Origin of the sequence: Sphingobacterium faecale (genome assembly GCF_016746095.1) — a bacterium.
In the GTDB taxonomy this organism is placed as follows: domain Bacteria; phylum Bacteroidota; class Bacteroidia; order Sphingobacteriales; family Sphingobacteriaceae; genus Sphingobacterium; species Sphingobacterium faecale.
Map to the genome: position 1 here is coordinate 391,087 of NZ_JAERTY010000001.1, position 13,792 is coordinate 404,878.

General features: G+C 43.8%; 10 protein-coding genes. All 10 read left to right on the forward strand.

The window, feature by feature from the left end; genetic code table 11:
- Positions 1-5 precede the first annotated feature (5 nt).
- The 10 genes from JKG61_RS01525 to JKG61_RS01570 all read left to right on the forward strand — a co-directional run bounded on the left by JKG61_RS01525 (position 6) and on the right by JKG61_RS01570 (position 13,582).
- A complete protein-coding gene (locus JKG61_RS01525; protein ID WP_202101225.1) occupies positions 6-1,655 on the forward strand; it encodes a DUF4843 domain-containing protein in 1,650 nt (549 codons plus the stop codon).
- A 1-nt stretch (position 1,656) separates the two neighbouring features.
- Entirely contained in the window at positions 1,657-3,408 is a 1,752-nt protein-coding gene (locus tag JKG61_RS01530) for a hypothetical protein (RefSeq protein ID WP_202101226.1), read from the forward strand.
- A 93-nt stretch (positions 3,409-3,501) separates the two neighbouring features.
- Positions 3,502-4,119, forward strand: coding sequence for a hypothetical protein (locus tag JKG61_RS01535; RefSeq protein ID WP_202101227.1), 618 nt, complete (start codon positions 3,502-3,504; stop codon positions 4,117-4,119).
- A complete protein-coding gene (locus JKG61_RS01540) occupies positions 4,116-5,036 on the forward strand; it encodes an N-formylglutamate amidohydrolase (protein ID WP_202101228.1) in 921 nt (306 codons plus the stop codon). The genes JKG61_RS01535 and JKG61_RS01540 overlap by 4 nt, the downstream gene beginning before the upstream one ends.
- Entirely contained in the window at positions 5,036-5,959 is a 924-nt protein-coding gene (locus JKG61_RS01545; RefSeq protein WP_202101229.1) for a hypothetical protein, read from the forward strand. The genes JKG61_RS01540 and JKG61_RS01545 overlap by 1 nt, the downstream gene beginning before the upstream one ends.
- Positions 5,960-5,962: 3 nt before the next feature.
- On the forward strand, positions 5,963-7,564 hold the full coding sequence (locus JKG61_RS01550; RefSeq protein WP_202101230.1) for an N-acyl-D-amino-acid deacylase family protein: 1,602 nt from the start codon (positions 5,963-5,965) through the stop codon (positions 7,562-7,564).
- A gap of 20 nt (positions 7,565-7,584) precedes the next feature.
- Entirely contained in the window at positions 7,585-8,736 is a 1,152-nt protein-coding gene (locus tag JKG61_RS01555) for a hypothetical protein (RefSeq protein ID WP_202101231.1), read from the forward strand.
- Positions 8,737-8,778: 42 nt separating this feature from the next.
- A complete protein-coding gene (gene ggt / locus JKG61_RS01560) occupies positions 8,779-10,500 on the forward strand; it encodes a gamma-glutamyltransferase (RefSeq protein WP_202101232.1) in 1,722 nt (573 codons plus the stop codon).
- Between the two features lie 32 nt (positions 10,501-10,532).
- Complete coding sequence (locus JKG61_RS01565; RefSeq protein ID WP_202101233.1) at positions 10,533-12,071, forward strand: N-acyl-D-amino-acid deacylase family protein; 1,539 nt, start codon at positions 10,533-10,535, stop codon at positions 12,069-12,071.
- Positions 12,068-13,582 (forward strand): glutamate racemase, encoded by a 1,515-nt coding sequence (locus JKG61_RS01570; protein ID WP_202101234.1) that lies wholly within the window; start codon positions 12,068-12,070, stop codon positions 13,580-13,582. The genes JKG61_RS01565 and JKG61_RS01570 overlap by 4 nt, the downstream gene beginning before the upstream one ends.
- The last annotated feature ends 210 nt before the right edge of the window (positions 13,583-13,792 follow it).

Consider the following 13,792-nt stretch of genomic DNA (forward strand, 5'->3'; position numbering starts at 1 on the left):
GACAGATGAAAAAGAATATAAATTTTCTACTATATGGCTTGTTTTTTCTTTTAACAGGATGTTTTAAGGATTATGAAGAACGATATCTTTTTGAGGAGAATCGTATAGAATTCAATGACGCTGTAATAAATAGTAATGCATCGGGCAAGACTTTCCCGATATTGGGTCCTGTACCGGCGGCTAATGGTAAGCTTGTTTTTCGAGTAAATATGACAGGTAAGCAATCAGGTCATGATATTAAACTGAAATTTAAAGTTATATCCGAGGAGACGACCGCGGTAGAGGGTCGAGACTACAGACTGCCGAATGGAGAGGAGTTTATTATTCCAGCGAATAGTAGCTTTGGTCAAATAGAAGTTGATATCCTACCCGGCGGTAGCGGAAGTCCTACTATAGCTATAGAGTTGTTACCTACTGATGATATTGATATCATGACCCGCTATCACAAAATTGCTTGTCGATTTGTATACATGCTTACGGTACCAGATCCTTCTAAATTACAGGTCGTAAATGATATGCTGGTATATAGGGATTTCTCGGTCGGTTCGTATAGCAATCAGAATATTGGTAACTATGCTGATTTGAGTAATTATAATATATATACAGTAGATGGGGCAAATGCCAATCAAGAGCACATTGATCTGATAACATTGTTTGGTTCGTCTTCGGGAATGAACCTCTTGTTGCCTAGTAGTACTTCATTTACGGGATGGGGTTCGACGTCGCATATTCCGACAACTTGGACAAAGCGCAATGATGGTATATTGATGCGTATTCCAAATCCGGAAGCGGATGAATTGGCATTGTTTGAAAATGCAAACTCCGTATCTGGATTGCTGTCCGCATATTCGTATTTTTTATCGACTATAGCCGATCGTCCAGGTTATAATAGTACCAATGATGGGCCTTCTACACGTGTCCGAAATATGGCAGATGGTGATCTGGTTGTTTATTATTCCCTCGAACGTGGGGTCGTAAGCTTATTAAAGGTAAAGTCTGTAACCTCGTCTGCATCTGGATCAATCACAGTAGATGCAAAAACAGGGAAATTTGATACAAGTGATCTCGTGAAGAATGGAAACCTAGCTATCGAAGCAGTCGCTGTAGGGACATCCCGCGGTCTAGTGGACTTTGCTTCACTTAGTACCTATGGTTTTAATGAAGCTATTACGTCTACTATAAGGAAAGAAACCGATATTGCTTATGTCTGGAGTTCAGCTACAGGAACCAATTACGGTAACTTTATTCCGATGCAAGCCAGCATGACGGGATGGGCTGCTATAGAGGCTTCTAACGGTACGGGAGCATTGAATGCGTGGACGGCTGACGAGCGAAATGGTGGCGCACTTATTCATTTCGATAATGCCAGTGATGCTGAATTACAGGCCTTTGCCAATATTATGACTAGGAGCCAGTTGATTGCGGCTTATGAAAATGCAAAAATAGATGTCATCAACAGACCGAACTATGATCTAGCGTTCAATGGACCCGCTAATAATGCACGTATAAGACGTCCCGAGTCTAAAAGTATTATTTTTTTTAAGTCCAATAATCCAGACCGTGATTTATATGCGGTGATGGTGGTTAACAGTCTTAACACGAGTTCTGCTAGCAATAGACGAATGGAATTATTAATTAAAAGTGATTTGAAATAATATGAAAACGATAGTTAGTAAATTATATATTGGCTTAATCCTGCTGGCGGTTCTCGGCTGTCAGAATAAGCTATTTGTAGAAGACCTGGCAGAGTTTGATCCAAATTCAGATGTTTCAGTTTATGAAGTCACCCTGAGTAACCCAGGACAAACATCTGGTATGATTTATATTGATATCGGATCTGGAGAAGTATATAATTATGCTGAAGCGACCAAACAACCGGAGAAGGTTGACTTTGCATTCCTATGGGGTTCTTCCTCAGCTGTAAATTTTGTGTCTCCTGACAATACTGTTAGACTGGAGGAATGGGGGACAGGAAAGAATATTAATGCAAATTGGTTTATCAAAAACCGGACAACATTTGTGCGGTTAGAGAAATCAGTAGTACCGCTGGACTTTTATAACAATATCAGATCTTCTGAGGCGGTAAAGCATGCTTATGCTGAGTTGAAGACATTGGCAGAATCGCAATCCAATTATAATGTACGCTCACACGGTGAAGACACCCAGCTACGCAATATAACGGAAGGTGACCTGATTGCTTTTAGGACTGCCAAAAATGTCTATGCTGTTGCAAAGGTCCAGATTGTTACAGCTGGTAATACAGGGAGTGTTTCATTGGCGTTCAAAGTATATAAAAAAGAAGAGACCGCTGTCGAACCGATATCCCCATCTGAACTATATGAGCCGTTCGAGATAGCGGTGGATCGTCTCGCGGAATTGAGGGGCGCTAGTCTGCTAGATCTAAGTAATGGATCGGGATTCACAATGAGTGAGGGTTATTATAATCAACACGTCGTAGATGCGGTATTGTACAATAATGGAGAGGGCGTGGTTATTTCTTCTTTGAATGCCAATATTCCGTTGCTCCAAGAAGATGTACGTGAACTAGCAAGTGATTGGGAGTTGAAAACAAAGACTAAGTTTATACGCTTAAAAGCGTCGAGTGATACTGAAAGTAGGTGGAATACTGTGCAGAAGAATAGTCAGATCAAGGCGCTTTTTGCAGAAGGAGAAGGAATAGTCAAAGCTTACGACGATTATGCTTCTGAGGTATATGGGCCCGCTATAAGTGTGAAGGGAATGCAAATCGGAGATTTGATACTCTATCACTCGGAAGATCGGGATATCTATGGAGTAATCCGTGTGACTGATATCGGTACAGCATTTTTGGATGGGCAGGTAAAGGCTAATGTATACAGCAAGAAAGAATTGGGGCTCCCCCGACTGAAGGAGTTTACCTCATCGGGAAGTGTAGTTTCGGCGGCGGCCTATGTGGATTTTAAAACTGGAACGGTATGGACTACCGAAGAAGAAGGAAAAGCAAATGCGTCCAGTGTGGATGTAGTGTCGGTAAGAGGGAGTAGCAGTGGGAATAATTTTTTTCCGACGACAAACAATTCCGCTGCTGCAGCATGGGCTGCATCTTGGGGAACACGTATGGCAGAATGGCAACATCGAAATGCGGTAGATATATATGGTTACATAGGAGATAATACACCTTCTGAGTGGTGGGATCTCTACTATGATCTCAAAGAAGACCAGAGTATGTGGAATGCTTTTCAAACTGCTACTGTAGGTCTGGAGCCTGTTCAGCGTCTGAAGGAGATGGGATCAAGTACTGATCCTATGTTTGAAAAGACCGTGATATTTATACACTGTATGGACAGAAAAATGCTCGTGGCATTACGAGTAAAAGAAAGAACGGCAACATCGATAACTTACCGATATAAAGTAATCGATGTGAATTAAAAAGGACACATATCGCGAAGGCTAACTGTAATTTGTGTGGTTAGCTTTTGTCTAAACTATTGAAACAAGAAAGTAATTATAAAACTATATATTATGTTAAAGAAGAGTTTTTTTTGTTTGGCACTCGTAGCCGTTTTATCTATCGGATTGGTTTGGGCACAGAAGAGTAATAAGGTGAAGAGTTTTATTCTAGCCGTAGGGGGGCATAATCAGACTGCAGAATATGGTTCGTTGATCGATTTAAAGAACGAAAAGGTCTATAAGGTAGATGAAGTGAGCTATCCAGGAGATATTGATTTGCTTTATGCGTATGGTCAGACTACGAAGTCAAACCTGATGACTCCAAACAGCACTTCGATAACGCAGTTTGGAACCGTCTATAAGGATAAGGTGGCCAATGCTTGGGAAGTAAAGAATAGAGGGATGATGGTTGTCATAAAGTCTGGTAAAAAAAACAAGGGCTTGTTCAAAGAGTTGAAAAAAGGTGATGATATTGAAAGGCTCTACCTCGAAACGGTGAAAACGATAAAAGAGGAACCTGAATATAATATTTTACGTAATGGGCCTTCCCGTCGTCTTACTGAATTGGAGATCGGGGATCTCATTCTATTCCGGAGTCAGAGTAAACAGTTATATGCAGCTGGATTTGTGGTAGGGCTTACTGAAGGGACAAAAGGTATGATTGATATTGATTTTAAAGTTACACGATGAGAAAGTTTTCATTTGTTTATGGTCTTATTTTTTTGTTACTGTGTACTTCTGTAGAAGCTCAGGTCGTCGGTCTCGATATACTGGTAAGTCACCAATCGGGGGATATACTCAAGGATAAGGAAGGTTGGGTAGAAGTCATCAAGGGAGACTTGCCACTGGTGCTGAGTGTGCCGCACGGAGGACGTTTTAAAGACGAACAGATTCCGGATAGGGATTGCCCAGATTTAGGGCGGGTGGTCAAAGGTATTGATATGAATACCAAAGAGCTAGCTATGGCTATGCAAGAGCATTTCTATCGGCAGTATGGAAAACGGCCTTATGTAGTCATTGCCAATCTTTCGCGTAGCAAAGTGGATCAGAATAGGGAAATTGAACTAGCTACTTGCAATGATCCGGTAGGAATAAAAGCTTGGCACAGCTACCATAGTGCAGTCGCTGCAGTGGTTACGGATGCCAAACGATATGGAAAAGTCTTTTTTGTAGACGTACATGGCCATGCGCATAAAGTGCAACGTTTGGAATTGGGGTATAACTTGACGACAAAACAGTTAACATCAGCCTATAATCACAAAAATACCGACAAAATGCCGGGTACTTCTTCGCTAGCAAACTACTTCGCGCAAGGTGGCAACAAGGATTTTTACGATATGCTGTTCGGAACGTTTGCTTTTGGCACCTTGCTGGAAAAGAATGGGGTATGCGCTACACCATCTTTGCAGGATCCGCATCCTCAAGAAGGAGAAGCTTTTTTTTCGGGTGGACACCTTACGCGTAAGTTTACTGCAGCTGATTTTCCGTATGTCTTTGGAGTACAAATTGAATTTCACTTCAAGGGAATTAGGGATACCGATTCAAATAGAAAGAAGTTTGCAGAAGCTTTTGCTAAGACGTACTGGGAATTTATAAAGAATATATAATGAAGAGATCTAGTTATACCGGTCTTTGTTGCCTTTTATTTCTAGCCATTTCATGTGCTAAAGATGCTCCGAGCCAGGAGGAAGGAGAATCGAAAAGTGATTTTTATGGTTGGGCAGCCGGTAAAGTGATTAAGGATGCCGAGGGCTGGACAGAGGTTGTGATTGGCGACTACCCTTTGGTATTAAGTGTACCTCACGGAGGGAGTATCCAACCCGATCACATACCGGATCGGACCTGCTCTGGCAGTACCACTGTATTGGACACTTGGACGATAGAGATGGTGAGAGCGATACAGCAGGAATTCAAGCAAAAATTGAACAAAACACCGTTTGTAGTGATCAGCCATTTGTCCCGTAAGAAGATCGATCAAAATCGAACGTTGGACAAAGCGCTGTGTGCTGACAAAACCTTGGAACCGACTTGGCGTTTTTACCACGATTACCTGGACTCCTTATTACGGTATTCATCAGAGAACTATGGAAAGACGCTTTTTATAGACTTGCATGCACATGGCCACGCGAAGCAGCGGTTGGAACTAGGGTACAATTTGACGGCTACACAATTAGATTATATAACCAAGGGGTGGGATCTACCGAAAATAACTGAAGCATCTTCCTACGCTAATTTATTAAACATGAGGCCGACCTTGGGGATACAGGAAGCATTGATCGGGGACTATGCTTTTGGTACACTTATGCAGGACAAGGGATTCCCATCGGTGCCGAGTAAGCGAGACCCAATCCCCGCAGCGGGAGATGATTATTTTACTGGAGGAGATAATACCAGGTTGGCCACATCTGGCAAATACCCGCAGGTGTACGGCTTCCAGATTGAATCGAATAGAGATTCCAGGAATACAGAGGAGCGAAGAATGGAGTTTGCCAAACGATTGGTGGAATCGATAGAAATAATAAATCGATAAAAAATGATAGGAAGAATTTTCAGTATAGTATGTTTGATATTGTTCTCGGTTTTTGTATCGAGGGCACAGCGTACAGACAAGCTGGATGTCCTCATTAAGAATGCATGGGTGTTTGATGGTACTGGCAGTGATTCGGTACAGCTGGATGTCGGCATATGTAAAGACCGAATACTATTTGTCGGTAAGGAAGAAGGTTTGAAAGCGAAGCGTGTCATTGATGCTGTAGGATTATATCTCGCACCAGGTTTTATAGATCCGCATACCCATCATAATGGGAGTCTGATGAGTGAAGATGCTGGAAAGCGTGCTGTATTGCGGGTACTTAAACAAGGTGTGACGACTATATTTATGGGCAACGACGGCTCTGGGCCTATGCCCATAGGGGAGACATTGGAGCAATGGCAACAGGATGGTATAGGTGTGAACGCAGCGCTATTCGTACCTCACGGCACGGTGCGGACCAAAGTAATAGGCTTCCGAAATATTGAAGCATCTGATGCACAGATTGAGCAAATGAAAGTACTCGTAGAACAGGGCATGAAAGAAGGTGCTTTCGGTCTCTCCACGGGGCTATTCTATACCCCTGGATTTTTCTCTTCCACCGATGAAGTGATCGAACTTTCGAAGGTAGCTGCGGCTTATGGCGGGATATATGATACCCACCAACGGGATGAAGGGCAACAGAGTGTGGGCGTAATCAACTCGGTCAAGGAAGTGTTGGAAATCGGGGAAAAAGCGAATATACCGGTGCATATTTCACATATAAAAGTATTGGGTACTCCTTCGTGGGGTAAGAGCTTGGAGATCATCCGTATGGTGGAGGAAGCGCAAAAAAAAGGAATAAAAGCTACAGCCAATCAATACCCTTATGTGGCGTCACGCACCTCGCTGAGTGCGGCAGTGGTACCGCCTTGGGTGCGTGACGGAGGTTTGTCTGCAATGAAGAAACATTTTCACGATCCATCCCTCCGGGATAGTATCCTGAGGGGGATCGGCGAAATGATCCGCGTACGTACAGGGACGGCAGAAAAGCTGCTCCTCTCCATACCTTCGGATCCCTTTCTAGATAACAAATCGATAGCGGAGGTGGCCAAGATATGGAATATATCGCCAGAGGCCGCTGTCCTAGAAATTCTAAAAGACAGGTCGCCATCTGTACATTCTTTCAGTATGACAGAAGAAGATCTGTTAAACTTTATGCGTGAGCCCTGGGTCATGGTGGGATCCGACGGTGGCGACGGACACCCGCGTGCATTTGGAACCTTTCCTCGGCTAATACGGCGCTATGCGATAGACAAAAATGTACTTTCATTGGCGCAGGCCATCCATAAATCGTCAGGACTTACTGCCAAAACACTCCACATCAGAGATCGGGGATTTATCCGAGAAGGGCATTATGCAGATATTGTCTTGTTTGATCCTAAAACAATAGCGGATAAAGCAGTTTTCGGGAAGACAGAACAACTGGCTACAGGAATAGAATATGTTTGGGTCAACGGTAAGCTTACGATTGATAGGGGAGAATATACCAAAGCGTTAGCTGGAAGAACATTACGACTAAACCAAGATCTCAAAAAAGATAAGAAAAAATATACACAGAACTGAAAATGAGCGCTAGAAGAAGAATGAAAAAATCATTACAGGTTGTTTTCGTAGGAAGCCTGCTATGTCTGATGATACCGATCACATTCTGTACCTGCACGCCAGGGTATGCATTGCTTTCCGAAGAGAAGGCCGCTCGGTTGTCGCAAAGTGGTGTTGTGGAATATAATGGTGCATGGTACCAAGCGGGAGATACGATATACGGATACAAAAATTATGTTAAGCTGATAGTCGGTGACGCAAATGTCCCTTTACTGCTAGGTATTCCACATGATGGTATGTTCGAAGGAAATCCCGTAATCCCGCTTACAGGTAATACAGGAAGGGATATTAATACGAAGCCGCTAACATTCGCGATCGCCGATTTGTTTAAGGCTGATACAGGACTACAGCCTTGGGTCATCTTGAGTGAAATAGACCGCAGAAGAATGGACGCTAATACGTACCCTAAGGATGTGGATACCCGATACGGGATAGCTAGCGAGGGCCGCAAGACCTACGATAGTTACCATGAACTACTGTTGCTGGCACGTACCGTAATGGCTACTAATCTAGCAAATACAATGGGAGGAATTTTTATTGATATGCACGGACATGCACATCGGTATGCCCATGAGCAGGAAGAGGCATATACATCCATCATCAGCGGGAAGCAGATTTTATCACGATACATTGACCAATCGGATCTCGGCTACGGGCTCCTTGGGACCGAACTGGGTGAAGAGAATGCCCAATTGGATAGCTATGCAGACCGATCGACTATAGCCGGCCTTGCGAGTGCCCATCCGACAGTCTCGTTTTCTGCATTGCTCCGGGGACCTTATAGTTTGGGGGCCTTATTGGAGGCAGAAGGGGTTACGTCAGTACCGGGATCGGTTATACCGGCACCAGAATTTGACGCGGACAGATTCGGGACAAATGCAGCAGGTACCCCCAAGAGCCGTCCTTATTTCAACGGAGGTTTTTTGTCAAGACGGTATGGAACTGCAAAAATTGGAACTACGACTGGGTTTGCGGATAATATCTCCGCTATACAGATAGAAACGCCTGGGATCAACGTACGCAACAATACGACGATTATAGCGCGCTCCTCACATAAATTTAAACGGGCAATTATCCAGTACCTTAATCATTGGTATAATTATAATTTCCCCAATAGCGTTTATCCTTATTAACTAGAACATAACGAATCACTTTATCATAATAAAAACAGATACATGAATTTACAGAACCATATGAAGCGTAGTACTTTATTTTTTACTATCAGTCTATTTTTAGTATGGGGCTGCCGCCCGCAGCAACCTGTGGCAGTAGATGCCTATAATTATCCGATTGTCAAACACGACACTTTCCAGCATGCCGCAGTCTCTTCCGCGCATCCACTGGCTAGTGAAGTGGGTAGGTATATATTGGAACAGGGAGGCACAGCTATGGATGCCGCTATAGCGGTGCAGTATGCGTTAGCGGTTGTCTATCCCAATGCCGGAAATATCGGTGGAGGAGGTTTTATGGTGGTACACACAAAAGAAGGACAGTCTTATACTATCGATTTTAGAGAAAAGGCACCGGGAAGTGCACATCGAGATATGTACCTCGATTCATTGGGCAATGCTGATCTGAGCAAAAGCCAGAACGGGCATTTGGCTTCGGGTGTACCAGGCTCAGTGGCCGGTATGGAGTTGGCCTACAATAAATTCGGAACGATGGATTTCAAAAAGCTGATCCAGCCAGCGATTGATCTGGCCGAAAAAGGCTTTACGATCACCGAGCGTGAAGCTAAAGGTCTGAATAGAATGAAAACTGACTTTGTCAAGTACAATACACAAACTCCTGCTTTTGTTAAAGAACAGCCTTGGCAGGACAAGGATACGCTAATACAAAGCGATCTGGCGGAGACGCTGAAGCGTATACAGCAGCACGGATCCAAAGGATTCTATGAAGGAGAAACGGCTCGTCTGATCGTTGAGGAGATGAAGAGAGGAGGTGGGATCATAAGCGAGCAGGATCTGAAGGATTATGTGGCACAAGAGCGTAAACCTATTGTATTTGACTATAAAGGTTACGAGATTATAACTATGGGGCTCCCATCCAGTGGAGGATTGGTTATTCAACAAATGATGGAGATGATCAAGCCATATCCCATCGAACAGTATGGCTTTCAAAGCAAAGAAGCGATCAATCTCATGGTAGAAGTAGAACGCAGAGCCTACGCAGATAGGACAGAATACATGGGAGATCCGGATTTTGTGGACGTACCTGTTGCTAAATTGGTGGATACGATGTATGTGAGATCCCGCATGGCCGACTTTACGCCTCTCCAAGCTTCTAGGAGTGAACATATAAAAGCGGGATTAGTCAAAGAGAAAGAAGAGACTACGCATTTTTCTATCATTGACAAAGATGGAAATATGGTGTCTTTGACGACTACGATCAACGGTGCTTATGGCAGTCGTGTGGTCGTCGGTGGAGCAGGTTTTATTTTGAACAATGAGATGGACGACTTCAGCGCTAAGCCGGGCGTACCGAATAAATTCGGATTGTTGGGTACAGAGGCTAACTCTATCGCCCCAGGCAAGCGGATGCTGAGCGCGATGTCGCCGACCATCGTGAAGAAGGACGGAAAGCCGTATGCGGTTGTAGGTACACCAGGTGGTTCTACTATTATCACGTCGGTATTCCAGACTTTAGTCAATCTTTTGGATTTTGATATGTCTGCCTATGACGCGGTCAACAAACCCAAATTTCACCACCAGTGGATGCCAGACCTTATCTATATAGAAAAGGATTTTGATCCGCAGGCGAGAAAAGAGGTAGAAGCACTGGGGTATGTGTTCAAAGAAAGGGAAAATATCGGCCGTACCGAGGTACTATTAGTCCGTGATGGTAAGATCGAAGCTGTGGGTGACAATCGGGGAGACGATAGTGTAGCAGGGTGGTAAGAGTAAAGCAATGGGAAATTAATATACACGGCATGAAAAAGGTGATTTTAGCGTTGGGACTACTTTGTCCAGGGATATTGGCTGCACAACAAGAAGTTTTTGATTATTTTATAAAAAATGCTACGGTATACGACGGAACAGGGGCGGCAGGAGCCAAACGTAGTGTAGGTATACGCAACGATAAAGTAGCCTACGTGGGGCTAGATACCTTAATGGAGGCGAAGCATACCATTGATGGTACAGGGTATGTGCTGTCTCCGGGATTTATAGATCCTCATACACATGCCGACCGGTGGCTAAAAGATGATAACACCAAATACCTGTATCCTTGGATCGCTCAAGGGGTGACGACAGTATTTGTAGGCAGTGATGGGTTCGGGACATACGAGATCAACAAAGAGTTTAACCTGTATGAGCAGAAAGGTATGGGTGCAAATGTAGCGGCTTTTGTGGGGTTTGGCCCCATAAGAAGCCGGGTATTAGGTAATGACGTGGTACAACCGGACAAAGCTGATCTCGAAGAGATGAAACTTTTAGTGGAGCAAGGGATGCAGGAAGGTGCACTAGGACTGTCTACGGGGCTACTCTACGTTCCACAGATATGGTCGGAGACTCCGGAAATCATTGAATTATCTAAAGTTGCCGCAAAATACGGAGGCATATATGACACACATATGCGATCTGAAAGCGGAAATATTATTAATAGTGTGCGTGAGGTCATATCGATCGGTCAGACTGCCGCACTACCGGTACATATATCGCATATCAAAGTCAGCGGGATGGACAATTGGGGAAGATCTACTGAAGTGATCGATCTGATCAACAAAGAGCGTGCGGCAGGTCTGGATATTACAGCGAATCAGTATCCCTTTGTGGCCTCACTGACTGGGTTGAAGAATGGTTTGCTACCCAAATGGGCACTGGCCGGAGGGAATGCCAAGATGGTTAACCGCCTCAGTGATCCCAACGATCTGAAAAAAATAAAGACATTTCTAAAAAAGAGAACGGACGAGCAGAACAAGCGGGTCGTAATCTCTTCGTTGGACAAGAAAATACAACATCTGAACGGTAAGTCACTATATGACCTATGTCAGGAATGGAAAATGCCTATAGAAGAGGTCGGTGTCAAGTTATTGAAAGAACACCCTGCGGTCAGTGGGATGAGTTTTTCGATGGATGAGCAAGATATTATCAGTTTCTCTAAGGAGCCTTGGGTTATGACAGGATCTGACGGCGGCGGCTTCCACCCGAGGACATATGCCACGTTTACCCAGATTGTGGAGAACTTTTGTATGGCAAAAGAGATATTTCCACTGGAATGGGCTATACATCGTGCGACTGGAATGACTGCTAAAAAATTTAAGATTCCAAGCCGTGGGGAGATCAAAGAAGGGTATTATGCCGACATCATTCTGTTTAAACCCGAAGAGGTAAAGGCGCATTCGGATCTGGTTAATATTGATTATCTTTCAGAAGGTATGAGGTATGTATTCGTCAATGGAGAGCCTGTCATAGCAGAAAGAGATTTTACCAAAGAATTACCGGGAAAAACCATAAAAAAAGCACAATGAGAAAATTGAATATTGTATTACTGGCGCTTTTGTCAGGCGGTATAATCTCTTGTTTCCAACCTAAGAAGGAAACCGAAGAAGTAGCATTATTGCCCATAGAGAAAGCTATCTTGGAAGATAGCTCCAGTTTTTATTTTGTAAACTTTGGGCAGTATCCGAGTGTACTCAAAGAACTACCGATAGGGGTGTTCGATTCGGGAACGGGAGGGTTGACTGTATTGGACGCGATTGTGAGATTTGATGAGTATAACAACACAGACAGACAGAATGGAGCTGACGGAGTAGCTGATTTTCAGCGCGAAGATTTTATATATCTGGCCGATCAGGCCAATATGCCGTATGGCAATTACCACGCTTCGGGCAAAACCGATTTATTGCAGGAGCATATCATTAAGGATTTTCAGTTTTTGTTAGGCAATAAGTATTATTCCTTATTGGCCGAAAGAGAGCTGATTACTAAGAGGCCCGTCAAAGCTATCGTAGTAGCTTGTAATACGGCGACAGCCTACGGTTATAAAGAGGCTTTGGAGTTCGTGGAGAAAGCGGGGGTAAATGTTCCTATCATCGGGGTGATCAATGCTGCAGTAAAGGGTACGTTAGCCCAGTTTGCCAAAGATGAGAATGGTACCATCGGAGTTTTTGCTACGGTCGGTACTATCGCTTCCGAAGGGTACGAGAAAACCATTTTATCAGCAGTGAAAGAACAAGGGTATACAGGCCGTCTCCAGATTGTTAACCAAGGTGGACACGGACTAGCCGAAGCGGTAGATGAAGAGGTGGACTATATCGATAGAACGGTAAATAAGCCTCGTGATGCTTACCGGGGGCCTTCGCTCAGTGATGACAAGCACCGGATAGATAAAAAATATTTAGAGGCTTATAATTTCAATTTTGAAGACAACCAGATGCTGTGTGATACTAAAAACACAGATGACTGTAATATCTTACAGATCAACTCGCCGGAAAACTATGTGCGGTATCATTTGGTGTCGATGCTCAACAACCTACAGAAACTGGACAATCCTCAACCTTTGAAAGCACTGATATTGGGATGCACACACTATCCATATATGATCCGGGAAATTCAAACAGTATTGGACGAACTGCGGAACTTCTATGATGAAGAAAGCAAGAGATATCCGTACAAGGCACTGATCAGCGATCAGATACATATCGTGGACCCGTCGGTCTATGTCGCGAAGGAGTTGTTCGATACGCTGAAGGAACGTCAATTGTTTAATGACCATGGCGATATGCTGGCAAACAGTGAGTTTTTTATTTCGGTCCCCAATACCTCAAATAAGAATATACAATTGGACAGCGCCGGCCGATTTACCTATGATTATAAATATGGACGAACGGCGGGAGAGATACAGGAGTATGTAAAAGCTGTGCCTTTTGCCAATCAGAATATTTCTAGGGAAACACTAGACCGGTTCCGGCAGGTCATACCGAAGACTTTTGAGTTGATACGTAACTTTAGCCAAAAGCATGACAACAGTATAAAATAATAGGAAGATGATACGGAAGGTAGATCGGTTAAGAAGAACGCTCGACTTGCTATGTGTATGCGTACTATACGGTATGCCAATAAATGCACATGCGAATATGGGCTAAGCTCGAATGGGATTTAGAAACTGTCATTGCTAGCTACGAGGCGGTAGACGTGAGAGGAGCGTAGTCTGGGAGGGATGTCAACTTGAAATCGTCATCCTTAAATA

What these genes read in the sequence shown, in the direction of transcription:
- JKG61_RS01540 (WP_202101228.1), top strand. Translation starts at nt 4,116, where the DNA reads ATGAGAAAGTTTTCATTTGTTTATGGTCTTATTTTTTTGTTACTGTGT.
- JKG61_RS01530 (WP_202101226.1), top strand. Translation starts at nt 1,657, where the DNA reads ATGAAAACGATAGTTAGTAAATTATATATTGGCTTAATCCTGCTGGCG.
- ggt (WP_202101232.1), top strand. Translation starts at nt 8,779, where the DNA reads ATGAATTTACAGAACCATATGAAGCGTAGTACTTTATTTTTTACTATC.
- JKG61_RS01525 (WP_202101225.1), top strand. Translation starts at nt 6, where the DNA reads ATGAAAAAGAATATAAATTTTCTACTATATGGCTTGTTTTTTCTTTTA.
- JKG61_RS01535 (WP_202101227.1), top strand. Translation starts at nt 3,502, where the DNA reads ATGTTAAAGAAGAGTTTTTTTTGTTTGGCACTCGTAGCCGTTTTATCT.
- JKG61_RS01545 (WP_202101229.1), top strand. Translation starts at nt 5,036, where the DNA reads ATGAAGAGATCTAGTTATACCGGTCTTTGTTGCCTTTTATTTCTAGCC.
- JKG61_RS01555 (WP_202101231.1), top strand. Translation starts at nt 7,585, where the DNA reads ATGAAAAAATCATTACAGGTTGTTTTCGTAGGAAGCCTGCTATGTCTG.
- JKG61_RS01570 (WP_202101234.1), top strand. Translation starts at nt 12,068, where the DNA reads ATGAGAAAATTGAATATTGTATTACTGGCGCTTTTGTCAGGCGGTATA.
- JKG61_RS01550 (WP_202101230.1), top strand. Translation starts at nt 5,963, where the DNA reads ATGATAGGAAGAATTTTCAGTATAGTATGTTTGATATTGTTCTCGGTT.
- JKG61_RS01565 (WP_202101233.1), top strand. Translation starts at nt 10,533, where the DNA reads ATGAAAAAGGTGATTTTAGCGTTGGGACTACTTTGTCCAGGGATATTG.